Origin of the sequence: Acidovorax radicis N35, assembly GCF_000204195.1 — a bacterium.
GTDB lineage: Bacteria > Pseudomonadota > Gammaproteobacteria > Burkholderiales > Burkholderiaceae_C > Acidovorax > Acidovorax radicis.
In genome coordinates, this window is sequence record NZ_AFBG01000006.1 from 227,211 (window position 1) to 250,103 (window position 22,893).

The 22,893-nt window shown below is 65.0% G+C and carries 18 protein-coding genes and 1 tRNA gene; 15 read left to right on the forward strand and 4 right to left on the reverse strand.

The genetic code is table 11. The features are described 5' to 3' along the window. Positions 1 to 3: 3 nt before the first annotated feature. The 6 genes from ARADN35_RS0102320 (at position 4) to ARADN35_RS0102345 (ending at position 5,664) form a co-directional block, all read left to right on the forward strand. Positions 4 to 264: a (2Fe-2S)-binding protein gene (locus tag ARADN35_RS0102320; protein ID WP_199864292.1), complete on the forward strand. Its 261-nt coding sequence runs from the start codon at positions 4 to 6 to the stop codon at positions 262 to 264. Next, positions 261 to 1,592, forward strand: coding sequence for an NAD(P)/FAD-dependent oxidoreductase (locus ARADN35_RS0102325; RefSeq protein WP_010458563.1), 1,332 nt, complete (start codon positions 261 to 263; stop codon positions 1,590 to 1,592). Before ARADN35_RS0102320 ends, ARADN35_RS0102325 begins: the two co-directional genes overlap by 4 nt. Positions 1,593 to 1,741: 149 nt before the next feature. Next, positions 1,742 to 2,377 carry a TRAP transporter small permease gene (locus tag ARADN35_RS0102330; protein WP_010458565.1) on the forward strand — a complete coding sequence of 212 codons (636 nt, stop codon included), beginning with the start codon at positions 1,742 to 1,744 and terminating at the stop codon, positions 2,375 to 2,377. 39 nt (positions 2,378 to 2,416) lie between these two features. Beyond that, positions 2,417 to 3,682 carry a TRAP transporter large permease gene (locus ARADN35_RS0102335; RefSeq protein WP_010458567.1) on the forward strand — a complete coding sequence of 422 codons (1,266 nt, stop codon included), beginning with the start codon at positions 2,417 to 2,419 and terminating at the stop codon, positions 3,680 to 3,682. Positions 3,683 to 3,761: 79 nt separating this feature from the next. Continuing rightward, on the forward strand, positions 3,762 to 4,784 hold the full coding sequence (locus tag ARADN35_RS0102340) for a TRAP transporter substrate-binding protein (RefSeq protein ID WP_010458568.1): 1,023 nt from the start codon (positions 3,762 to 3,764) through the stop codon (positions 4,782 to 4,784). 205 nt (positions 4,785 to 4,989) lie between these two features. Beyond that, complete coding sequence (locus tag ARADN35_RS0102345) at positions 4,990 to 5,664, forward strand: GntR family transcriptional regulator (protein WP_010458570.1); 675 nt, start codon at positions 4,990 to 4,992, stop codon at positions 5,662 to 5,664. 146 nt (positions 5,665 to 5,810) lie between these two features. Here the strand turns inward: ARADN35_RS0102345 and ARADN35_RS0102350 are convergent, their stop codons facing one another. Beyond that, a complete protein-coding gene (locus tag ARADN35_RS0102350) occupies positions 5,811 to 7,229 on the reverse strand; it encodes an aminotransferase-like domain-containing protein (protein ID WP_010458571.1) in 1,419 nt (472 codons plus the stop codon). Positions 7,230 to 7,769: 540 nt separating this feature from the next. Here ARADN35_RS0102350 and ARADN35_RS0102355 point away from each other — a divergent pair. From ARADN35_RS0102355 to ARADN35_RS0102395, 9 genes are all read left to right on the forward strand, one after another. Continuing rightward, entirely contained in the window at positions 7,770 to 9,578 is a 1,809-nt protein-coding gene (locus ARADN35_RS0102355) for a right-handed parallel beta-helix repeat-containing protein (RefSeq protein ID WP_085940307.1), read from the forward strand. A 361-nt stretch (positions 9,579 to 9,939) separates the two neighbouring features. Next, positions 9,940 to 11,232: a 4-aminobutyrate--2-oxoglutarate transaminase gene (gene gabT / locus ARADN35_RS0102360; RefSeq protein WP_010458575.1), complete on the forward strand. Its 1,293-nt coding sequence runs from the start codon at positions 9,940 to 9,942 to the stop codon at positions 11,230 to 11,232. Between the two features lie 43 nt (positions 11,233 to 11,275). Next, entirely contained in the window at positions 11,276 to 12,376 is a 1,101-nt protein-coding gene (locus tag ARADN35_RS0102365) for an ABC transporter ATP-binding protein (protein WP_010458577.1), read from the forward strand. Between the two features lie 84 nt (positions 12,377 to 12,460). Beyond that, complete coding sequence (locus ARADN35_RS0102370) at positions 12,461 to 13,492, forward strand: ABC transporter substrate-binding protein (protein WP_010458579.1); 1,032 nt, start codon at positions 12,461 to 12,463, stop codon at positions 13,490 to 13,492. 28 nt (positions 13,493 to 13,520) lie between these two features. Next, positions 13,521 to 14,786: an ABC transporter permease gene (locus ARADN35_RS0102375; RefSeq protein WP_010458580.1), complete on the forward strand. Its 1,266-nt coding sequence runs from the start codon at positions 13,521 to 13,523 to the stop codon at positions 14,784 to 14,786. 31 nt (positions 14,787 to 14,817) lie between these two features. Next, positions 14,818 to 15,636, forward strand: a complete 819-nt coding sequence (locus ARADN35_RS0102380) for an ABC transporter permease (protein WP_010458582.1) — start codon at positions 14,818 to 14,820, stop codon at positions 15,634 to 15,636. A gap of 17 nt (positions 15,637 to 15,653) precedes the next feature. Beyond that, complete coding sequence (locus ARADN35_RS0102385; RefSeq protein ID WP_100199482.1) at positions 15,654 to 16,763, forward strand: ABC transporter substrate-binding protein; 1,110 nt, start codon at positions 15,654 to 15,656, stop codon at positions 16,761 to 16,763. Beyond that, positions 16,760 to 18,448 carry a methyl-accepting chemotaxis protein gene (locus ARADN35_RS25665; RefSeq protein ID WP_010458586.1) on the forward strand — a complete coding sequence of 563 codons (1,689 nt, stop codon included), beginning with the start codon at positions 16,760 to 16,762 and terminating at the stop codon, positions 18,446 to 18,448. The genes ARADN35_RS0102385 and ARADN35_RS25665 overlap by 4 nt, the downstream gene beginning before the upstream one ends. A 45-nt stretch (positions 18,449 to 18,493) precedes the next feature. Continuing rightward, on the forward strand, positions 18,494 to 19,984 hold the full coding sequence (locus tag ARADN35_RS0102395; RefSeq protein WP_010458588.1) for an NAD-dependent succinate-semialdehyde dehydrogenase: 1,491 nt from the start codon (positions 18,494 to 18,496) through the stop codon (positions 19,982 to 19,984). A 100-nt stretch (positions 19,985 to 20,084) separates the two neighbouring features. Here the strand turns inward: ARADN35_RS0102395 and ARADN35_RS0102400 are convergent, their stop codons facing one another. The 3 genes from ARADN35_RS0102400 to ARADN35_RS0102410 all read right to left on the reverse strand — a co-directional run bounded on the left by ARADN35_RS0102400 (position 20,085) and on the right by ARADN35_RS0102410 (position 22,672). Continuing rightward, positions 20,085 to 21,281, reverse strand: a complete 1,197-nt coding sequence (locus ARADN35_RS0102400) for a YeeE/YedE family protein (protein ID WP_050812418.1) — start codon at positions 21,279 to 21,281, stop codon at positions 20,085 to 20,087. A 124-nt stretch (positions 21,282 to 21,405) separates the two neighbouring features. Then, the gene (locus ARADN35_RS0102405) at positions 21,406 to 22,374 is read right to left on the reverse strand and encodes a sulfurtransferase (protein ID WP_010458593.1); all 969 of its coding nucleotides are present in this window, start codon (positions 22,372 to 22,374) and stop codon (positions 21,406 to 21,408) included. Between the two features lie 224 nt (positions 22,375 to 22,598). Further along, positions 22,599 to 22,672: transfer RNA gene (locus tag ARADN35_RS0102410), tRNA-Gly, on the reverse strand. Positions 22,673 to 22,893: the final 221 nt, after the last annotated feature.

Consider the following 22,893-nt stretch of genomic DNA (forward strand, 5'->3'; position numbering starts at 1 on the left):
CTGGTGCACATCGTGGTGAATGGCACCCCCCTGCAGGTGCCCCCAGGGACCAGCGTCGCCGCCGCGCTGGCGCAGCAAACACCGGGCACCACCCGCACCTCGGTCACCGGCGAGGCGCGGGCGCCGCTGTGTGGCATGGGCGTGTGCCACGAATGCCGGGTCCGCATCCATGGCCGCACCCGTCTGGCGTGCCAGACGGTCTGCGTCGAGGGCATGCAAATTCACACCGATGTCGGTACAGCCCCTGGGAGCGCAACGCCATGACCGAGCAACACTCGGCGCACGAGCGCTGCGACATCCTCATCATCGGCGCAGGCCCTGCCGGTTTGGCCGCAGCCGTGGCTGCTGCGCCCAGCGGTGCATCGATCACCATCGTGGATGACAACCCGCAACCCGGTGGGCAGATCTGGCGCGCTGGCCCCCAGGTGGCCTTGCCCGCCCTGGCGCAGCAGCACCGCGCGGCCCTGGCCCGGCACACCAACATCCGCCTGCTGCCCGGCACCCGCGTGGTGGGCCTAGGTGATTCCCAACCCGGCGACAAGGCCCCTGCCCTGTTGCTGGAAGACGCTGACCGGGGCTGGACGCAGCACAGCCACCACATCGTGCTGTGCACCGGTGCCCGCGAGCTGCTGCTGCCCTTCCCGGGCTGGACGTTGCCCGGTGTGACGGGTGCAGGCGCCTTGCAGGCCCTCATCAAGGCAGGGCTCGACGTGCGCGGCCAGCGCATCGTCATCGCTGGCACGGGCCCGCTGCTGCTGGCCGCTGCCGCCACCGCCACCCAAGCGGGCGCCACCGTAGTGCGCGTGGCGGAACAAGCGCCATGGAGCGCGCTCGCAGGCTTTGCAGCGCAACTGCCGCGCTGGCCGGCCAAGGCGTTGCAAGCCCTCACGCTGCTTCACTCGCAGTTGCGCGCCAGCAGCCATGTGCTGGAAGTCCAAGGCACCAAGCAGGTGCAAACAGTGAGGTTGCGCAAAGGCCAACACGCCGAAGAAACCATGGCCTGCGACCGCGTGGCCTGCGGGTTCGGGCTCGTTCCCAACACCCACCTGGGGCAGATGCTGGGCTGCGCCCTGGGCGGGCCGCTGAGCGGTGGCCAGGGCCTGGCCGTGGATGCACAAATGCGCACCAGCGTGCCCGGAGTGTTCGCCGCGGGTGAAGCCACTGGCTTTGGCGGCAGCGAACGTGCACTGGTTCAGGGCGCTATCGCAGGGCATGTGGCGGCGGGACAGGTGCAACAGGCCCAGGCGCTGCGCCCCCAGCTGGCGCGCTGGGAGGACTTTGCGCAGGCGCTGCAGGCCTCGTTCGCACTGAACGGGGCACTCAAGACACTGGCACGGCCCGACACCCTGGTGTGCCGCTGCGAAGACGTGCCCTACGCCGCGCTGACCGGGCGCCAGGGCTGGATCGATGCCAAGCTCCACACCCGCTGCGGCATGGGCGCCTGCCAGGGCCGCATCTGCGGCGCGGCCACGCAGCACCTGTTTGGCTGGACGCCCGCGCCCCCACGGCATCTGCTGGCACCCGCACGCATTGGCACGCTGGCCGCGTGCACACCCGCGCCCACCAGCGAGCCCTTGACTCCCTCGGGCTGACGGGCACACCGCCAGTTTTCCCACGCCATCCTTTTCAGGGCTTACCCGCACCCCGCAGGCATCTATTTTGCTTTTAAATATATTTGTTAGATATTAAACAACACGCGGTTGCTTCTTTCATCGGCAAGCCCTCCCCCCGGAACCACACCATGCCCACGCTCACCAGTCCACCAGCCCCGCAAGCTCCATCGCCGCCCGCCCCCATCCGCTGGGTGCTGGCGTTGTCCACGCAGGTGTTGCGCGTCGAGCGGCACCTGCTTACCGCACTGATGACCTTGCTGGTGCTGCTGATCCTGCTCAACGTGGTCACACGCTACTCCGGCATGCCAATCTATTGGATTGACGAGGCGGCGGTGTACACCGTGGTCTGGCTGACATTTGTGGGCGCCTCGGTCATGACGCGGCTGCGCATGGACTTTGCCGTGGGCATGCTCACCGACCAGATGGGCCCCCGGGGTGCCAAGGTGGCCAAGGTGGTCGCTACATCTGGGGTGCTGCTGTTTGGCCTGGCCATGCTGGTGATGTGCTGGGTGTGGATGGACCCCATCGGCATTGCGCGCTACGGATTTGACGCCAAGGAGTTTGCGGCCGACAGCTTCAACTTCATCTACACCGAGCGCACCCAGACGCTGAACTGGCCCACCTGGGTGCTGCAGCTGATCCTGCCAGTCTTCTCGGCCACCTTCAGCGTGCATGCGCTGGCCAACATGCTCGAAGACCTGGGCGCTGCGGAGCGCGTGAAGCACGCAGGCTTTGACGTGGTCAACGCCGACGCCGTGAACTGACCCTCCGCCACACCCGCACCACCCGCCCGGAGCCCCACCATGATCACCACCCTGTTCTTCCTCGCCGCCTTGTTGGTGGGTGTGCCCATTGGGGTGTGCCTGTGCCTGTCGGGTGCGGTGTACATCCTCAGCATCGGCAGCCCGGTGCTGTTTCAGTCGTTCCCCATGCAGATGTTTGGCGGGGTGGACAGCTACGGCCTCATCGCCATTCCGCTGTTTATCCTGATCGGCGAGATCATGAACAGCGGCGGCATCACGCGCCGGCTGGTGGACCTGTCGATGGCCTTCATCGGCTCGGTCAAGGGGGGCCTCGCCTACGTCAACATCCTGGCCAACATGCTGGTGTCGTCCATCATTGGCTCGGCCACCGCGCAGGTAGCCATCATGTCGCAGGTCATGGTGCCCGAGATGGTCAAGCAGGGCTATGACAAGACCTTTGCGGCCGGCCTCACGGTGTATGGCGGCATGCTGGGGCCGATCATCCCGCCCTCGGTGATGTTTGTGGTGTTCAGCGTACTCGCCCAGGTGGCTGTGGGCGACATGCTGATTGCGGGCATCCTGCCCGGTGTGCTGCTCACGCTGATGTTCTTCATCGTGATCGCCCTCATGGGCTTCATCTACGACTACCCCCGCAGCGAAAAGCGCACGCTGGCCCAGCGCGCACGCACCATCGTGCAGGCCAGCCCCACGCTGCTGATTCCCATCGTCATCGTGGGCTCCATCCTGAGCGGCCTGGCCAACCCCACCGAAGCCGCTGCCGTGGGCGCACTGGCCTCGGCCCTGGTGGGCCGCTATGTGACCAAGGAGTTCCGCTTCAGCGCCATGCCCGCCATTCTGTTGCGATCGGCCATCTACTCGGCCATCGTGCTGTTTTTGGTGGCGGCTGCTGCGGTGTTCTCGTGGCTGCTGATCTACGGCAAGGTGCCGCAATTGGTGGCTGCCTGGGTGCAGACCGTGGCGCACGACCCGGTCACCTTTTTGCTGCTGGTCAACGTGATCCTGCTGGTCATCGGCACCGTCATTGACGGCATCCCCGGTCTCATCATGACCGTGCCCATCCTGCTGCCCATTGCCACCGACGTGTACCACATCGACCCGCGCCACTTTGGCGTGGTGGTGGTGGTCAACCTGGTGCTGGGGCTGATGACGCCCCCGGTGGGCCTGAGCTTCTTTGTCGCGTCCGCCGTGACCGGGGCCAAGCCCGGAAAGATGTTCATCGTCACGCTGCCATTTTTCATCATCAGCTGCGTGGCGCTGGTGGTGCTGTCGTTGTTCCCCAGCCTGTCGCTCGGCTTGCTCAAGTAACCCGCCTTTGCGGAGCCGCATACCCCGTTCCCCTCCCGCTGCCCCAACCCTCCCACCGTCCTTCTACCTGGAGATCACCATGACGACCACGCCCGCCCACACTGTCACCCGCCGCCATTTCATCCAGCGCCACGCCGTGGCCGCCGCCACCGTCACGGGGCTGGGCTTTCCGGCACTGGTGCGCGCAGCCGATGCCAAGGAGTTCCGCCTGGGCCTGATCACACCCGCCGGCCACTCGTGGAACCGCGCCGCGCTGCAGTTTGGCGAAGCCTTGAAGAAGGAAACCGATGGCCGCCTGAGTGTCACGGTCTTCCACTCAGGCCAGCTGGGCAACGAGGCCGCCATGATGCAGCAGCTGCAGTCGGGCGCGCTCGACATGGGCTGGATCCAGGCGGCAGAGCTGGGCTCGCGCGTGGCCAGCATCGCGGCCATCAATGCGCCGTATCTGGTGCGCTCCACCCCCGCCGTGGCCAAACTGGTCAAGCACCCTTCTGCCACCAAGCTGCTGGAGGCGTTGCCGCGCGAGACTGGCACCATTGGCCTGGGCTGGGGCATCACCGGCATGCGCGCCGTGTTCTCCACCAAGGACATCGCCGTGCCCACCGACATCAAGGGCATGAAGCTGCGCATCAACCCCACGCCCGTGTACCGCGATTTCTATCAAATGCTGGGCGCTGCCCCCACACCCATCCCCACGCCCCAGGTGTTTGACGCGATGAGCAACGGCCAGGTCGATGGGCTGGAGGCGGACATCGAGTTCTCCTGGAACCAGCGTTTCGACAAGGTCGCCAAGACGCTGCTGCAGATGAACGCCCTCTTCATGCCGTTTGCGCCACTGGTGTCGGGCCGCATCTGGCAAGGGCTGGATGCCAAGGACAAAGAGATCATCCGCAAGCTGGTGGCCCAGTCGCTCGACGCGCAGATCAACGACATCGTGACCACCGAGGCGGGCCTCATCGAGAAGTTCAAGGGCACGTCCATCGCCTTCAAGACGGCGTCGTCCTTCAACCCCGACGGCATCATCCAGGAGTTCGACAAGCTGTGGCTGCCCAAGGCGCCGCAGATTGCCGAGCTGCGCAAGGCGGGCGCCGGATTGGCGTGACTCCCCCTGAGTCGCCTTTGGCGCCTGCCCCCTCTCTCGCTGCGCGGGAGGGGGACGCACCCGGTGGCCCTGCCAAGCCGGTTCCACGGGTGCACTGGCTTATGCCGCGCCAGTTTCGCCGGGTGCGGGGCATAGAAGAACGAGGGGCCGGGGGCCTTAAGATGCCGTGCGCAAGCCCCTGCCCTGACCATCAAACAACCCCGCCATGACACTCCGCCGCCCTTCCCCCCTGCAAGACCCCGCGCCCAAGCGGCGCGCGGCGGACGTGGCCTACGACGCCATCGAGACCATGATCTCCACGCTGCAGCTGCAGCCCGGCAGCCCCGTGGTAGAGGCCGAAATCGCCGAGAGCACGGGCCTGGGGCGCACACCGGTGCGCGAGGCGCTGCTGCGCATGGTGTCGATCGGGCTCATCGTGCAGCAGCCCCGGCGCGGGCTGCTGGTGTCCCACATCGACCTGGCCGACCATCTGGACGTGATCCAGACCCGCCGCGTGCTGGAGCGCCTGCTGGCCTCCAACGCCGCACGCCGCGCCACCGCGCCGCAGCGCCAGGCCATCGTGCGCTGTGCTGAAAACATGGTGCAAGCCGCGGCGCGCGGCCACCTCGACGGCTACATGCTGGCCGACCATGAGCTGGACCTCGTCACCCACCAGGCCAGCCAGAACCATTCCGCCGTCAAATGCGTGCAACCGCTCATCGTGCAGTGCCGCCGCTTCTGGTACGCCTACCAGCACGAAGGCGAGGTGTCGGAAGGCGCCCGCGCGCACATGCAACTGGCCCAGGGCATCGCCAGTGGTGACGAAGCCCAGGCCATGGCGGGCGCGGAGCAGCTGATGGAATACCTGGAGCGGTTTGCGCGGCGCATCATTGACCGGTAGTAACAGGCGCCGCCACAACGGCAGCTGCAGGGGCAATTCGGGCTTCAGCGGGTTAAGCTATCATTTTTATAGCTTTCAGCGCTTTACCAATAAGCGCTAGCGGCCAAAATAACTTGCAAACTGCTGCTCCAACGGAGGCAGCCAGCCTATTCGGCCACCTGCTGGCCCAGCACGATGCGCTGCTCCAGAAAGCGCCATATGCGCTCGTCTTGGCTGAACGCCACGTTAAACCGCAGCCAGCCTGTGGGGCGCGGCTCCACCAGGAACAGCTGACCGGGGCCGAGCATGATCCCCGCTCCGGTAGCCTCTTTCGACAGCTCGGCACTGTCGGGCAGGTCGGGGTGCCGGGCCCACAGGTACATACCCGCCTCGGGCTCGTGGAACAACTCGAACCCCAGGTTCAGCAAGCGCCGCCCCACCGTGCGGTGCGCCTCGGCCAGGCGTTCGCGCAGCGACTTGAGGTGCTTGCGCCAGCGCCCATCGGTCACCACGCCAAAGGTGATGCGCTCGGTGATCTCTGACGAGGTCAGACCCGAGATCATCTTGAGCTGCACCAGCTCATCGAGCAGATCGCGCCGCGCCGCCAGAAAGCCGGTGCGCAGGTTGGGCGATATCGTCTTGGAGAAACTGCCCAGGTAAATCACGCGGTTGAGCTGGTCCAGGCTGGCCAGCGATGGGCGCACGCCGGTGTCCATGTCGGCGTAGATGTCGTTCTCCACCAGCATGAAGTTGTGCTGCTCGGCCAGCTGAAGCAGCCGGTGCAGGTGCGCCACCGACGCCACCGAGCAGGTGGGGCTTTGCAGGCGTGGCTGGGTGAAGAACACCGTGGGCTTGTGCTCGGCCAGCAGGGCCTCCAGCGCCACCAGGTCGTAGCCTGTGGCCGTGCGTGGCACGCCCACAGGATGGCCCCCCGCAAAGCGCAGCATGAACAACAGGTTGGGGTAACCCGGGTCATCCACCAGCACGACATCGCCGGGCTTGACGAGGCGGCGCGCCACCAGGTCCAGCGCCTGGCTGGAGCCCTGGGTCAGCAGCACCTGGTCGGCGTCCACGGCCAGGTGGTGTTCGGCCAATGACTCGGCCACCACCATGCGCAACGCCATGTGGCCGTGCGGCAGACCATAGCCGTCCAGCTCCGGGCCATCGGACGACAGCTGGCGCATGCTGCGTTTGACGGCATCGCCAAACAGCCAGTCGTGCGGCAGCCAGCCGCACCCTGGTTTCATCGGCAGGTTGCGGTTCTCGAAAATCTGCTTGAGGTACCAGCGCGCATCAAAACGGGGCACCGGCCGCTCGGGCGCACCAGCGCCGGGCGCGGCCCCTTCATCGCCCCGCCGCTTCACGAAAAAGCCTGCGTTGGCGCGCGACACCAGCCAGCCCTGTGCCACCAGGCGGTCGTAGGCCTCAACCACCGTGAACACGCTCACGCCGTGGGCGGCCGCAAAAGCTCGGATGGAGGGAAGCTTGGCGCCAGGTTTTAGCACCTGCCCAGCGATGAGGCCGCGCAGGCCATCAACGATCTGGCTGACCAGCGGTGTCTGAAGATCCGGGCTGAGAGTGAGCATCAAAAGAGCAAGAAAAGGGGCCAAATTGTGCACCGGCCCCGCAGATCCCAGCTCAGGGATTGCGTGTACAGGACCGGGCACCTGCACAGCGCGCATCCTTCCGTGGTGCCGAGTGCCTGGAGGGACCGCGGGCAGAGCCCCCATCAGATCCCCTCCAACCTGCCTCTATTGTCCGCCAGCCTCGCATGCCCATCCCGGAGGCCGCCACGCGATTTTTCGGGCCGGTGGCAAGCGGCACATTGCGCAGTTTCAGCGCGATGTTTTCAACCCTTGGGACCAGTCTGCAGGCGCCTTCAGCCCGGGTAGTCCTGCCGGCGAAAAGGCCTGTCCGATGTGAACGGTAGCGCAAGACCGACGGGCGGTATTCAGCCTTTTGTCACCAATAACGGCCATCGGATTGCGCCCACCGTCTGTCCTTTTTCGGCCTTCTGGATATGCACGCACACGTTCCCCAGCGATAGGCTTGCCCCCCAACCCGCCTGGCACCGATCACGCTGAACCGGGTTTGAAAACCAACACCCAACACACTGAGGGACACCCATGCTGACACGGACACCTGACCGAACTTCTTCACGGATTTTTCAGCCCAAGCCCTGGGCCTTGGCCTTGGGAATTTGCCTGGGCGGAGCCACGGGCCATGCACTGGCAGAAACCGCCCACACCCCACCGGCAGGCTACAAGCCCTGCTCCATCGAGGGGCAGAAATGCAGCTTCAGCGGCACGGCCAATGTGGTTTATGGAGCGGGCACCACCTGGACCAGCCCCCGCAGCTTCACCAACGGTGCGAACTGCAGCAACGCCACATTTGGCGACCCTTTGTGGGGCGTGCAAAAGGCTTGTTATGCCAGTGCCCCAGCGTCACCGCCAGCTCCTGCGCCGGTGCTGGGCGCGCCTCCATCGGGCTACACCTTGTGCGCCGTCGAGGGGCAGCAATGCAGCTTCAGCGGCACCGCCAAGGTGGTCTATGGGGCTGGAACAACCTGGACTGCCGCGCGCCCATTCACCAACAACGTGATGTGCAACAACGCCACTTTTGGCGACCCACTGAATGGTGTGAAAAAGGCGTGCTACGCCAGCAGCCCCGTCCCAACACCAGCACCACCGGCTCCTCCGCCAACGCCCCCGGCACCGCCGGCTCCACCAGCGCCTCCGCCCGCACCAGCTCCCGGTGGCTCCGTAACGTATTACTTCTCGGACTGCCAGGCAGGCGCGGCCACCGGTTGCGTGCCGGGAAGCAATTCCAACCCCGGCACCCAGGCCGCCCCCAAGCAGAACCTCACAGGAATTAACGTCAACACCCTGCCTGCTGGCACGGCATTGCGCTTCGCACGCGGTGGTGCGTGGGTGGTGGGCATCACCACGTTCGAGAACATGAACGTCCGCGCAGATGCCCCCCTCACGTTCGATGCATATGGCGCAGGGCCTGCGCCGTTGCTGACCACCAGCAACAACGGGATTGCCCCTTTCGAGCTGGGAGGGCGATACAGCAACACATCGAACGATGGCGGGTATGCATTCCGCAATCTCCGAATCCACGGATCCAACAACTCGGCCTGGGGCTTCTGGTTGAACGGCAATGTCCGCGACGTCGTGATCGAGAACGTGGAGATATCCGGCTTCCAGATCGCCATCCACTCGCAGGCACGCGCGCCCCATGGCGTGAACAACGTATTGATCCGCAACAACCACATCCATCACAACGCCAGCATGGGCATCCTGGGCCAGTTCCGGAACAGCGTGATCGAGGGCAACCTGATCGAGGCCAACAACTTCAGCGGCAGCGGCTTCAACCACGGCACCTATCTCTCAGGCAGCAGCGGACTGAGTGGCACCAACGTCACCCTGCGCAACAACCGCTACATTCGCAATTCCGTGGTCAACGGCGTCTGCCAGGGGGGCAACATGACTTTCCACGGCCAGATGGACGGTGTGCTGATTGAAGGCAACCGGATCGAGCAGGATGCTGCGACGGACGGCTGCTGGGAGATGTCGATCACGCAGGGATACGACTCGGCCGAGTGGTTCCGCAACTTCGTGGTGCGCAACAACAAGCTCATCAATGCCGGCAACACCGGCATGGCCGTGCAGTCGGCACCCGGCATCGTGATCGAGGGCAACGTCGTCATCAACACGCAGACGACGTTTCAAGTAGCCATCAACGTGGGCCACACCGAATTCCAGAACGGTGATGTCCCCGATGGAAACGCCGTGGTGCGCAACAACGTAGCGTGTTTTCCAACACCCCACGCAAGCAGCACCGCGGTGCGCGTGATTGCACCGAACAGCGTGGTCACGAACAACACTGTGGTGACAGGAGTGGCTGCAACGACCGGGGTGTGCGCCCGGTAGAGGATAGCTTCGCGCCTCGGTGAGCATGGGCCTCGCAGCACGCTGCGAGGCCTTTTTTGTCTTCATGCACCATTTTGGAAGATGGCAAGCGGCCTGCCGCTGCATCCTGGCTCCAGACCCTCTGTCCTCTGAACGCCTTGGTTTGCTAACTGATCCGCGCGGGGAATTGCACTACGGCCGCGCAAACGGGGGCGCATTGTGCACCGACTTGGCGCGCGCCAGATCAGGGATTGCCTGTACAGGACCCAGGCCCTGCACAGTGCACGCAAAACAGCATGCCGGTGTACATGGACGACAGGTTGCGTGACTTTCAGAATTCACCCATTCCTTCATTTCGTGTCCATCACACATGTCCACCGCCATGCAGCAAGACCGCCACTTCACCAACGCCGCCCTCCTCACCCGCCGCCACGCCGCCGTGGCCCGTGGCGTCGGTCAGGCCCATGAAATCTTCGTGCAGAAAGCACGCAACGCCGAGCTGTGGGATGTGGAAGGCCGCCGCTTCATCGACTTTGCCGGGGGCATCGCCGTGCTCAACACCGGCCACCTGCACGCTGGCGTGATCGCCGCCGTGAAGGCCCAGCTGGACCTGTACACCCACACCTGCTTTCAGGTGGTGGCGTACGAGCCCTACGTGGAAGTGTGCGAGCGCCTGAACACCCTGGCGCCTGGTGCATTTGCCAAGAAGAGCCTGTTGCTGACCACTGGTGCCGAGGCCGTGGAGAACGCCATCAAGATCGCCCGCGCCTACACCAAGCGTGCTGGCGTGATCGCTTTCACGGGTGGCTACCACGGCCGCACCAACCTCACACTGGGCCTGACGGGCAAGGTAGTGCCGTACAAGACGGGTTTTGGACCGTTTCCAGGCGAGGTGTACCACGCGCTGTTCCCCAATGCGCTGCATGGCGTCAGCGTGGAGCAGGCGCTGCACTCGGTGGAGCTGATCTTCAAGAACGACATCGAGCCCGAGCGTGTGGCAGCCTTCATCCTGGAACCCGTGCAGGGCGAAGGTGGCTTTTACGTGGCGCCACCCGAATTCATCACCGGCCTCAAGACCCTGGCAGACCGCCATGGCATCCTGCTGATCGCCGACGAAGTGCAGACCGGTGCAGGCCGCACCGGCACCTGGTTTGCCTGCGAACAATGGCCGGTGGCACCCGACCTCATCACCACCGCCAAGTCGCTGGCGGGCGGTTTTCCACTGTCGGGTGTGGTGGGCCGCGCCGACGTCATCGACGCCCCTGCGGCCGGTGGCCTGGGCGGCACCTATGCAGGCAGCCCCGTCGCCTGTGCGGCAGCGCTGGCCGTGATCGAAGCCTTTGAAAAAGAAAACCTGCTGGCCCGCAGCCAGGACATGGGCGCTCTGCTGGTCAGGGCACTGAAAGAAATGGCCGCCAAAGTACCCGCCATCGGCGATGTGCGCGGCCTGGGGGCGATGGTGGCGATCGAGCTGTTCGAAGACGGCGATGTCCACCGCCCCGACGCCGCGTTAACCAAGAAGGTCGTTGCCGAAGCGGCCAAGCGTGGCCTCATCTTGCTGTCCTGCGGAACCTATGGCAATGTGATCCGCATCCTGGTGCCGCTGACCGCCTCCAACGAGCTGCTCGACGAGGGCCTGGCCATCCTGGCCGACAGCTTTGCCGCACTGAGCTGATATGCGGCCCGACCTTCATTCTGCTTACAAGGTGCCCCCGACCATGACCCCCTCAGCAGAACCCCTGGTCCGCTTCAGCGGCGTGCAAAAGACGTACGACGGTGAACAACTGGTGGTGCGCGCGCTGGACCTGGACATCCAGCGCGGCGAGTTTCTGAGCCTGCTCGGGCCCTCGGGCTCTGGCAAGACCACCACGCTGATGATGCTGGCGGGTTTTGAGTCTCCCACTGCGGGCGACATCCTGCTCGATGGCAAGCAGATCACGCGCACGCCACCCCACAAGCGCAACTTTGGCATGGTGTTCCAGAACTACGCGCTGTTCCCGCACCTCACCGTGGGGCAGAACGTGGCCTACCCGCTCACCGTGCGCAAGGTACCCAAGGCCGAGCAGGCCGACCGAGTGAAGAAGGCCCTGGACATGGTGCGCCTGACGGGCATGGCAGACCGCCTGCCTGCGCGCCTGTCGGGCGGCCAGCAGCAGCGCGTGGCGCTGGCGCGCGCCCTGGTGTTCAACCCCCAGCTCGTGCTGATGGACGAACCCCTGGGTGCCCTGGACAAGCAGCTGCGCGAACACATGCAGATTGAGTTGAAAGAGCTGCACCGCCAGCTCGGCGTGACCTTTGTGTACGTGACCCACGACCAAGGCGAGGCCCTGACCATGAGCGACCGCGTGGCTGTGTTCAACGAAGGCATCATCCAGCAGCTGGCCGATGTGGAGACGTTGTATGAAGCTCCGTCCAACCGCTTTGTGGCCGGTTTTGTGGGCGACAGCACGGTGCTCACGGGCACCCTGCAAGGCGCAGGCACCGAGGCGGCTATCCAGTTGCCCGGCGGCCACCTGCTGCCTGGCGTCAACGTGAACCAGGCCGCCCGGGGCGCCCCCGTACAAGCCTGCGTGCGGCCCGAGCGCGTGGTGCTGCACCCGCACTCGCAGTACCCCAAGGTCTCAGCCGTTCCGGCGACTGTGGCGCGCACCATTTACTACGGCGACCACCAACGCCTGATGTGCGACCTGGGCCATGGCCAGGAGCAAGCCGTTGTGAAACTGGCCCTCACCCCCACCGGCACGGGCATCCAGCCGCAGCCGGGCGATGCCGTGCTGCTGGAGTTCCCACCGGCCTCCACGCGCATCTATGCCGTGTGAACACCGCCCCATTCCTCTTTTCCGCTCCCCTGTACCCAAGTTCCCTTTCCCTGTTCCTCCACAACCCCAAGGAAAAACTGCACCATGAAAAAGAGCCTTATCGCCTGCGCATCCCTGGCCGCCTGCCTGGCACTGCCCAGCTTTGCGCAGCAGCAACTTACCGTCGTGAACTTTGGTGGCGCCAACGCCAACGCGCAGAAGAAAGCGTTCTATGAGCCCTACGAAAAGCTGGGCAACAAGATCGTGGCCGTGGAATACAACGGCGAGCAGGCCAAGGTCAAAGCCATGGTCGAGGCCAAGAAGGTGACCTGGGACGTGGTGGAGCTGGAGTCGCCAGACGCCGCACGCGGCTGCGACGAAGGCCTGTATGAAAAGCTCGACTACAGCAAGATCGTGAGCAAGTCCGACCTGCTGCCCGCTGCGGTGTCCGACTGCGCCGTGGGCATCTTCGTGTGGTCCACCGTCATGGCCTACAACGGCGACAAGCTCAAGACTGCCCCCACCAGCTGGGCCGACTTCTGGGACACCAAGAAGATCCCCGGCAAGCGTGGCATGCGCAAGGGCGCGCGCTACAACCTCGAATTCGCACTGATGGCCGATGGCGTGAAGCCCGCCGACGTGTACAAGGTGCTGGCCACCAAAGACGGCGCCGACCGTGCCTTCAAGAAGCTGACCGAACTCAAGCCCAACATTCAATGGTGGGAAGCCGGTGCCCAGGCACCGCAGTTTCTCGTGGCGGGCGACGTGGTGCTGACCACCGTGTTCAACGGCCGCATCGACGCGGCCAACCGCGAAGGCCGCAACCTCAAGATCTACTGGCCCGGCGGCATCTATGACCTGGACTACTGGGCCATCCCCAAGGGCACGCCGAACAAGGACGCGGCGGTGAAGTTCATCGCCTACACCATGCAGACCGCCAACCAGGCCGCCTACGCGCAGAACATCGCCTACGGCCCGGCCAACACCACCGCCCTCGCCAAGCTGGACAAGAAGGTGCTGGACGACCTGCCCACCTCTGCCAGCAATGCCAAGGAAGCTATCCAGTTCGGCGTGAGCTTCTGGGCCGACCAGGGCGAGGCGCTGGAAAAACGCTTCGCCGCCTGGGCCACCCAGTAAGTCAACTGCACCCGGAGCGCAAGACACCATGCAAGCATCTTCTGCCATCGCCCCTGCCGCCCTCGCCCTGGACGCACAGGCACCCGGTGCACTGCGCAAGGCGCTGTCGCGTGCCGAGGCGCGGCGCAAATGGCGGGCCTTTGCCCTGACCCTGCCCTTGCTGGTGTTCTTGCTGCTCACGCTGCTGGTGCCCATTGCCGCACTGCTGCAGCGCGGGGTGGAGAACCCCGAGGTGGCCAACACGCTGCCCGCCACCATCGAGGCGCTGCATGGCTGGGACCGCCACGAGGCACCGGGCCCAACCGCCTATGCCGCGCTCATGAAAGACCTGTCCCGCCTGCCTGACAGCTCTGACGCTGGCGCGCTGGCGCGCAGGCTGAACTCGGAAGTGCCCGGCGCACGCTCGATGGTGATGGGCGCCTTCCGCGCCCTGCCCATGCAAGGCGCACCCGAATCCATCCGCGACCAGCTGATCGACAAAGATGCGCGCTGGGGCGAAGCACCTTTCTGGCGTGCCATTGCCAAAAACGGCGCGCGCTGGACACCCGACTACCTGCTCGCCTCGGTGGACCTGCAGCGCGATGCGCTGGGCCAGGTCGAACGCATGCCCGAGGAGCAGCGCGCGTTTGGCGGCATTTTGCTGCGCACCTTTCACATCAGCTTTGTGGTGACGCTGTTCTGCCTTCTGCTGGGCTACCCGCTGGCCTGGTGGCTGGCCTCGCTGCCCGCACGCCAGGCCAACGTGCTGATGATCCTGGTGCTGGTGCCATTCTGGACCTCGATCCTGGTGCGGGTGGCCGCATGGATCGTGCTGCTGCAGTCCGAAGGCCTCGTCAATCGCGGGTTGATGGGCCTGGGCCTGATCGAGCAGCCACTTGCGCTGCTGTTCAACCGAACGGGCGTGGTGATTGCGATGGTGCACATCCTGCTGCCCTTCATGGTCCTGCCGCTGTACAGCGTGATGAAAAGCGTGCCCCCCACCTACCTGCGCGCAGCGGTTTCGCTGGGCAGCTCGCCCATCGCCGCATTCTTTCGGGTGTATGTGCCACAAACCTACCCGGGCGTGGGCGCGGGTGCGCTGCTGGTGTTCATCCTGGCCATCGGCTACTACGTCACCCCCGCGCTGCTGGGCGGCGCCGACGACCAGATGCTGAGCTACTACATCGCCCGCTATACCAATGTGGAAGTGAACTGGGGCATGGCCTGTGCACTGGGCGCCCTGCTGCTGGCCGCCACGCTGGTGCTGTACGGCGTGTACCGCCGCATTGGCAAAGCCGAATTGAGTCTGGGCTGATCAATCTCTCCAAAGCCGAAAGTCGCTGACCATGTTTCGCCTGCCCCAATTCCCCCTGTACGCCACGTTGGCCGACAAGCTCGGCTGGTGGGCCGTGCGCACCCTGTGCGTGGCCGTGCTGGTGTTCCTGCTGGCCCCCATCCTGGTGATGGTGCCACTGTCGTTCTCCGAGAGTTCGTTCCTGGCCTACCCCATCCCGGGCTGGTCGCTCAAGTGGTACCGCAACCTGTTCGAGTCGGCCGAGTGGGCGCGCGCCACGCGCAACAGCTTCATCGTGGCGCCTGCGGCCACGTTGATCGCCACGGCCCTGGGCACGCTGGCGGCGGTGGGGCTGTCGCGGGCAGACTTCCGCTTCAAGGGCCTGCTCATGAGCATCCTGATTGCCCCCATGGTGGTGCCGATCATCGTGGTGGGCGTGGCGACCTACCTGTACTTCGCGCCGCTGGGCCTGGCCGACAGCTACTTCGGCCTCATCATCGTGCACGCAGCCCTGGGTGCCCCCTTTGTGCTGACCACCGTGCTGGCCACGCTGGCGGGTTTCAACCACAACCTGGTGCGCGCCTCGCTGAGCCTGGGTGAGACACCGCTCAACACCTTCTTTCGCGTCACGCTGCCGGTGATTGCGCCGGGCGTGATATCCGGCGCACTGTTTGCGTTTGCCACGTCCTTTGATGAAGTGGTGGTCACCCTCTTCCTGGCCGGGGCCGACCAGTCCACGCTGCCGCGCCAGATGTTCAACGGCATCCGCGAGAACATTTCGCCCACCATTGCCGCCGTGGCCACACTGCTCATCCTCTTCACCACCAGCCTGCTGCTGGCGCTGGAATGGCTGCGCACGCGCAGGGGCTGAGCATGCGCAAAGCTTTTATGAAACACGCCCTTGGGGTGCCGTGTTGCCTGGCCTTGGCCGTAAGCCCCGCGCTCGGCCAGACGCTGACGGTGGCCAATTTTGGCGGCGCCAATGCCAAAGCCCAGCAATTGGCCTTCTATGCCCCTTTTGAAGCCACCCCCAACGCCAAGGGTGCCAAGGTGCAGGGCGTTGAATACACGGGCGACCTGGCCCAGGTGGGCGCCATGGTCCAGCGCGGCAAGCCTGAATGGGATGTGGTGGAGGTGGAATCCGCCGACCTGGCAAATGGCTGCGCCGCAGGACACTTCGAGCGCATTGACCGCACGAGCGTGCCCCACGCCAGCATGCTGCTACCCGGCACGGTGCAAGACTGCGGACTTGGGGCCTTCGTGTGGTCTACCGTGCTGGCCTTCGACAGCCAGCGTTTTGGCAAGGAAGTGCCCAAGAGCTGGGCCGACTTCTGGGACACCAAACGCTTCCCCGGCAAACGCGGCATGCGCAAAGGCCTGCGCTACAACCTGGAGATCGCACTGCTGGCCGACGGCGTGCACCGCCGCGATGTCTACGCCCAACTGAACAGTGAAGCCGGCGTGGCACGCGCGCTCAAGAAGCTGGAGCAACTGAGGCCCCACATCGTGTGGTGGGAGTCGGGTGCACAAGGGCCGCAGAACCTGCTCGACGGCACGGTCAGCATGACAACGGCCTTCAACGGGCGCGTGGCTGCAGCCAATGCAGCCACCCAGTCGTCGCGCCTTTCCATCGTCTGGATGGATGCGATCTATGAGATGGACTACTGGGCCATTGTGCGGGGCACTCCACGGCAGGCGATGGCACTGGACTTCATTCGCTTTGCCACGTCGGAAGCCGCACAGCTCGCTTTTTCGCAGGCGATTCCCTACGGCCCCACCCACATGGGTGCCATCCTGCGCTATGAAGAAAATCGCCCCCGGTCTGCAGAACCGACAGGAGGTGGCTCATCGCACACACCGTTGGTCGACCTGTCGATGGCCCCCAGCGACCTGCCCTCCGCCCCCGCGAACCTGCGCAGGTCCCTGGCCTTTGACGCCGGTTTCTGGCGCACGCAGGGCGCTTCGGTAGAGCGCCGCTGGGCAGCAGGCACGCCATGATTCGCAAAACACTACAGGCGGTCAGCGCCATGAAGGTCTGGGTGCGCCTGATGTGCACGCTGGGCTTGCTGCTGGCCCTGCTGGCGGGCGTGGGCCTTGTGGCGGCGCAGCGCATCCTGGTGCTCCATGAAACGCTGGACCACTACACACGCAACACCACGCCATCGTTGCAGGCCGTCAAGTCCTGGCAGGAAAAGCTGGCCGCCATCCGGATCCTGCAGGCACAGCACCTCATGACCGTCTCCGCCGCCGAGATGGACCTTCTGGAAAAGGGCATTGACGAAGCCCATGCCCAGCTGCGCAGCAGCCTCGCCGAACATGAACAGCGACTGACGGGCGAAGAAGACCGGGCCTTGTGGATGGCGGTGGCCGACGTGACGCAAACGGCCATGGCCTACTGGGACAAGCTGCGCGCCGTATCGCGGGAGTCGCTCTCCGACCCCACCCGGGCAGAAGAAGCGCGGCGCCTTTTCACCGGCCGGTCACAGCGCTTGTTTGCGGCCAGTGCAGCGGCGGTGGAACAGCAATGGCAGTTCACCACCGACGCGGCGAATGCGCTGGCCGCCAAAGGTCGGGCTACCTATGTGTTCTCCATGGCCCTGCTCGCGGGCAGCTGCACCTTGGCGCTGCTGCTGGGCACAGGCCTGGCCGCGATGGTCATCCGCTCCATCACGCGGCAATTGGGGGGCGAGCCGGTCGATGTGGCGCACATGGCGCTGACCATCGCCCAGGGCGACCTGAGCGCAGCACCCCCCGCCGGGTCGGCGCGCGCCCTGCCGGGCAGTGTCATGGCGGCCATGGCCACCATGCGCGGCCGCCTGGCGGCCCTGGTCGGCGATGTGCGCAACAGCAGCGAGAGCATTGCCACCGGCTCGGCAGAGCTGGCCACCGGCAACCTCCACCTGAGCCAACGCACCGAAGAGCAGGCCAGCCACCTGCAGCAAACCGCCGCTGCCGTGTCCGTCTTGACCGATTCGGTGCGGGACAGCACGGTCAAGGCCGAGCAGGCCCATCGCCTCGCAGACGGGGCCTCTGGCGCAGCGGCAGACAGCGGACATGCCGTGCAGCAGATGGTGGCCACCATGGAAGACATCACCACCTCGTCCAAGACCATCAGCGACATCACGGCAGTGATTGACGGTATTGCGTTCCAGACCAACATCCTCGCGCTCAACGCTGCCGTGGAAGCCGCGCGCGCTGGCGAGCAAGGCCGGGGCTTTGCCGTGGTAGCCACCGAAGTGCGCTCGCTGGCCCAGCGCAGTGCCGAGGCAGCCCGAGAGATCAAGCGGCTCATTCACCACAACGTGGACAAGGTGGCGCAGGGCCACCAGCATGTGCAGCAGGCAGGGGCTTCGGTGCGCGCCATCGTCTCGCAGGTGCAGGAGATCAGCGCCATGATCGGCGACATGCACCACGCCATGGCGCGCCAGTACGAAGGCATCCGCGAGATCAGCGGCACCATGGCACGGCTGGACGAAACCACCTTGCAAAACGCGGCCCTGGCGGAACAAGGCACAGCCGCCACCCAGAGCCTGCAAGGCCAGGCGGCACGTCTGGCCGAGCTGGTCAGCATCTTTCAGCTGCCTCAGGGCCCTGCAACGCAGGCGACACCCGCCCGCACCGCCCGTGATAGCCTGCCCGTCGCCCCGCATCCACGCACCGCACTGCCCGCACTTTGGCACTGACAGCGCCCTCTTTTTGCCGTTATTTCACCTGCATCCGGAGACCCCATGGACATGAAGACTTCCCCCCTCGCACTGCTCAACGACCCCACGCTGCTCAAGACCGACGGCCTCATCCATGGCCAGTGGGTGGCGGGCAGCAGCCGCTTTGACGTGAACGACCCGGCCACAGGCCTCAAGCTGGCCGATGTGGCCAACCTGGGCCCCGCCGACGCCGAGGCAGCGATTGCCGCGGCCAATGCGGCCTGGGGCCCCTGGAAGACCAAGACCGCCAAGGAGCGCAGCATCATCCTGCGCAAATGGTTCGACCTGCTGATGGCGAACCAGGACGACCTGGGCCGCATCATGACGGCCGAACAAGGCAAGCCCCTGGCTGAAGCCAAGGGCGAGGTGGCCTACGGTGCGAGTTTTGTGGAATGGTTTGCCGAAGAGGCCAAGCGCGTGAACGGCGAGGTGTTGCCCCAATTCGACAACAGCCGCCGCCTGATGGTGCTCAAACAACCCATTGGCGTATGTGCCGCCATCACACCGTGGAACTTCCCGCTGGCCATGATCACCCGCAAGGTGGCCCCTGCCCTGGCTGCGGGCTGCACCGTGGTCATCAAGCCCGCCGAGTTGACACCGCTCACCGCCCTGGCCGCCGCAGAGCTGGCCCTGCGTGCGGGCATCCCTGCCGGCGTGTTCAACATCCTGCCCGCCGACAGCGACAACTCCATCGCCATCGGCAAGGTGCTGTGTGCGAGCGACGTGGTGCGCCACATCAGCTTCACCGGCAGCACCGAAGTGGGCCGCATCCTGATGGCGCAGTCCGCCCCCACGGTCAAGAAGATGTCGCTGGAGCTGGGCGGCAACGCGCCCTTCCTGGTGTTCGACGATGCGGACATCGACAGCGCCGTGGAAGGCGCCTTTGCCAGCAAGTACCGCAACGCGGGCCAGACCTGCGTGTGCACCAACCGTTTTTATGTGCAGGAAGGCGTGTACGACGAGTTCGTGGCCAAGTTCGCCGCCAAGGTGAAAACCGCCAAGGTGGGCAACGGTTTTGAAGCCGGCGTGAACCAGGGCCCGCTGATCGAAGAAGCCGCGCTGGCGAAAGTTCAGCGCCATGTGGACGATGCGCTGGCCAAGGGTGGCCAGGTGGTGGCTGGCGGCCAGCGCCTTACCAGCCTGGGGTCAGGCCAGTTCTTCGAGCCCACGGTGGTGGCCAACGCCACGGCCGACATGCTGTGCGCGCGCGAAGAGACCTTTGGCCCCTTTGCTCCGGTCTTCAAGTTCAAGACCGAGCAGGAAGCCATCGACGCCGCCAACAACACCGAGTTCGGCCTGGCCAGCTACTTCTACAGCCGCGACGTGGGTCGCATCTTCCGCGTGACCGAGGCGCTGGAATACGGCATGGTCGGCGCCAACGTGGGCATCCTGGCCACCGAGCATGTGCCCTTTGGTGGCGTCAAGCAGTCGGGCCTGGGCCGCGAGGGCTCGCACTACGGCATGGACGACTACGTGGAGATCAAGTACCTGTGCCTGGGCGACATTCAGAAGTGACCGGCGCCAGGGCGACTTCCCGTTGATATGCTTTTGATAGCTGCTAGCGCTTTATGGATAAGCGCTAGCGGTTAAAAACGCTTCAAAATATTCAGCCTCGTCAGCGACGCAGCACCGCCTTCACACGCAGGCCTGCCCACACTGCGAAGAACACTGCCGCCCCAAACACCCAGCCCGACAGCGCCCCAGCCATGCCGCCGGACAACAGCGTGCCAATGGTGCAGCCCAGCCCTGTCATCGCACCCCAGCCGAGCAACACGCCGCCCGACAGGCCGCGCACGGCGTCGCGCCAGGTGGGCCAGCGCGGCGCACACTGGCGGCTGGCCAGGGCGGCTACAAACGCCCCCGTCACCAGCCCCGCCAGCAGCAAGGCATTGGGGGTGAACCAGGTGGACTGCGGCGCGGTGGCGCAGCCCGCAAAACCGTCGAGCCCATCGAGCCGATCAGGAATCCAACCCTGCCCCTGCGCCCACTGGCGGGCCGCACTGCCCAGCGTGGCCGTCACGCCCAATGGCCGCATCCGCACAATCGCGAAGGCACCAATCAGCCCCACGGCCAGCCCTCCAACCCAGTAGTGCCAGCGCCCGGTCCACAGGTTGCGCCACACGGTGCCTAACCCGGGCACGGCAGGTCCGATACCCGGTGCCGACGTGATGGCGGCCTCCCGTGCAAAGCCACGCCACAGCCAGGCAGCCACCAGGGCCAACCCGCCGAGTTGCACCAGCAAGGCACCGCCATACCCCAGGTGGGCGGGCAACCAGACCACGGGCGCATCGGCAACGCTCAGGCTGTACAAGGGGTTCCAGGTCTTGAAACCCAGGATAAAGCCCAGCGCCGACCCGACAAGCGCAAACGGCGACACCGTTGACCCTTCGGCCAGTCGGTACCAGTGCGCGCTGATGCACGAGCCCGACACCACCATGCCCGCGCCAAACGACAGCCCAGCCGCTACCAGCACCCAGCTCACGGGGCCGATGTGCATGTCAGGCGGCAGCTTGCCCGGCTGGGGCACCGGCAACCAGCTGCCCAGCACCACGGTATAGCCCACCACCCCCACCGCCAGCGCCAGCACAATCGCCAGCAGCCCGCGCGGATTACGGTCTTCCAACCAGTCGCGCGCATGGCAGTAAAAGCAAAAGCGCGAGCGCTGCAGCACCAGCCCCAACACCGCACCCGTGACCAGCGCAAAAACGAGCGTGCGCCCGCCGGGCAGGCCCTGCAGAGCCTGGGCCGCCCAAACCAATACCGCCAGCAGTGCCAAGCTTCCTGCGTGAGAGAAATTGATCTTGTATGTCATTGCACCTCACCCATAAAAAAGCCCGCACAAGGCGGGCTGTAAAGGAGACCCCCTACCAAAAATCAAAAACTCTCTTTGTTCTGCATTGCACCTTCTTCCCAAAAGGTTCTGTCGGTCAACCCATTCACTTCGCAGCCCAGATGGTGCCCGCCGGGTTGCTGATGGGCACGCCCACCGAGTTGCCGTATTCCGTCCACGAGCCGTCGTAGTTCTTCACGCTGTAGCCCAGGATCTTGGACAGCGCAAACCAGGTGTGGCTGGAGCGCTCGCCGATGCGGCAGTAGGTGATGATGGGCTTGCTGCCATCCAGGCCTGCGCTGGCGTAGAGCTTTTTGAGATCTTCAGCCGACTTGAAGGTGCCGTCTTCCTTCACTGCCTGGCCCCAGGGCACGTTGGCCGCGCCGGGGATGTGGCCGGCGCGGATACTCAGCTCGGGCACACCCGCCGGGGCAAAAATCTTGCCGGAGTATTCGTCGGCCGAGCGGATGTCCACCAGCTTCGCGTTGCTCTTGCCTTCGGCGGCTGCCAGTGCGTCCGACAGGCGGGCGCGCAGGTCGGTATTCACCTTGGTCACCTTGTAGCTGGTGGCTGCCACATCCGGTACGCGGTTGTTCAGCGGCTGGTTCTCCGCCTCCCACTTCTTGCGGCCGCCGTCGAGCAGCTTCACGTTCTTGACACCATAGATGTCAAACACCCACGCTCCCCACGCGGCAAACCAGTTGTTGGTGTCGCCGTACAGCACCACGGTGGTGTCTTGCGATACGCCCGCCTTGGACAACAGCGCCTCAAAGGCCTCCTTGCCCACGATGTCGCGGCGCACGCGGTCGTTCAGATCCTGGTGCCACGAGAAGTTGACCGCACCCGGCACATGGCCGCGCTCATAAAGGCCAGGGTTCACGCTCACTTCGACGATGCGCACCTGCTGGTTATCGAGGTTCTGTGCCAGCCACTCCGTGGAGACCAGGGGTCCTGCGGGAATGGGGGTGGCGGCAAATACCGCACTGCAGACCAGCATGGCGCTGCCCAGCGCGGAGGCGCGGAGCCACGTGCACGCCGTTTGCGCAAAAGTGGTTGTGGATGGTGCGGTAAACATCGTCTTCCTTTCCGTGTCGTTGAAATGCCGGGGCTTGCGGCACCCGGTACACGGAATTTAGAAGGGCCCAGTCCTTGGCCCAACCAAACAAAACGACTATGAATATGCGGAATCAACGCTTGCTGGCGGAGCGCCACACGAGGGCAGGCAACCCGCGCAATACACGCAGCGCGAAGAGATAAAGCCGGAGGGGAGTTGGGAAAAGCTGGTCAGCCTGAGAGGGCTGGAGCGGGTGAAGGGAATCGAACCCTCGTATGAAGCTTGGGAAGCTGCCGTTCTACCATTGAACTACACCCGCCTTCTGTAACCCGTTGATTGACAACGGTATTTCAGTCTGGCCATTGAAGACATCCGGTGGGCCTGCGCCGCTTCAGAGTTTCAACTGCAGCCGTATTGTAGCCACGCGGCAGCATGTCCGGACCGGGCTTGGCCGAAGGTCTGCGGCCCCGGGTTTCCACGGGCATCGGCAGGCATCAGACCGGAGGCAGCACAATGGAGCCCTTCACAACTCTCAGCGAA

Coding starts and splice junctions, on each gene's coding strand:
- ARADN35_RS0102355 (WP_085940307.1), top strand. CDS start 7,770: ATGCTGACACGGACACCTGACCGAACTTCTTCACGGATTTTTCAGCCC.
- ARADN35_RS0102345 (WP_010458570.1), top strand. CDS start 4,990: ATGACACTCCGCCGCCCTTCCCCCCTGCAAGACCCCGCGCCCAAGCGG.
- ARADN35_RS0102340 (WP_010458568.1), top strand. CDS start 3,762: ATGACGACCACGCCCGCCCACACTGTCACCCGCCGCCATTTCATCCAG.
- ARADN35_RS0102365 (WP_010458577.1), top strand. CDS start 11,276: ATGACCCCCTCAGCAGAACCCCTGGTCCGCTTCAGCGGCGTGCAAAAG.
- ARADN35_RS0102385 (WP_100199482.1), top strand. CDS start 15,654: ATGAAACACGCCCTTGGGGTGCCGTGTTGCCTGGCCTTGGCCGTAAGC.
- ARADN35_RS0102330 (WP_010458565.1), top strand. CDS start 1,742: ATGCCCACGCTCACCAGTCCACCAGCCCCGCAAGCTCCATCGCCGCCC.
- ARADN35_RS0102395 (WP_010458588.1), top strand. CDS start 18,494: ATGGACATGAAGACTTCCCCCCTCGCACTGCTCAACGACCCCACGCTG.
- ARADN35_RS0102350 (WP_010458571.1), bottom strand. CDS start 7,229: ATGCTCACTCTCAGCCCGGATCTTCAGACACCGCTGGTCAGCCAGATC.
- ARADN35_RS0102400 (WP_050812418.1), bottom strand. CDS start 21,281: ATGACATACAAGATCAATTTCTCTCACGCAGGAAGCTTGGCACTGCTG.
- ARADN35_RS0102380 (WP_010458582.1), top strand. CDS start 14,818: ATGTTTCGCCTGCCCCAATTCCCCCTGTACGCCACGTTGGCCGACAAG.
- gabT (WP_010458575.1), top strand. CDS start 9,940: ATGCAGCAAGACCGCCACTTCACCAACGCCGCCCTCCTCACCCGCCGC.
- ARADN35_RS0102375 (WP_010458580.1), top strand. CDS start 13,521: ATGCAAGCATCTTCTGCCATCGCCCCTGCCGCCCTCGCCCTGGACGCA.
- ARADN35_RS0102370 (WP_010458579.1), top strand. CDS start 12,461: ATGAAAAAGAGCCTTATCGCCTGCGCATCCCTGGCCGCCTGCCTGGCA.
- ARADN35_RS0102335 (WP_010458567.1), top strand. CDS start 2,417: ATGATCACCACCCTGTTCTTCCTCGCCGCCTTGTTGGTGGGTGTGCCC.
- ARADN35_RS25665 (WP_010458586.1), top strand. CDS start 16,760: ATGATTCGCAAAACACTACAGGCGGTCAGCGCCATGAAGGTCTGGGTG.
- ARADN35_RS0102325 (WP_010458563.1), top strand. CDS start 261: ATGACCGAGCAACACTCGGCGCACGAGCGCTGCGACATCCTCATCATC.
- ARADN35_RS0102405 (WP_010458593.1), bottom strand. CDS start 22,374: ATGTTTACCGCACCATCCACAACCACTTTTGCGCAAACGGCGTGCACG.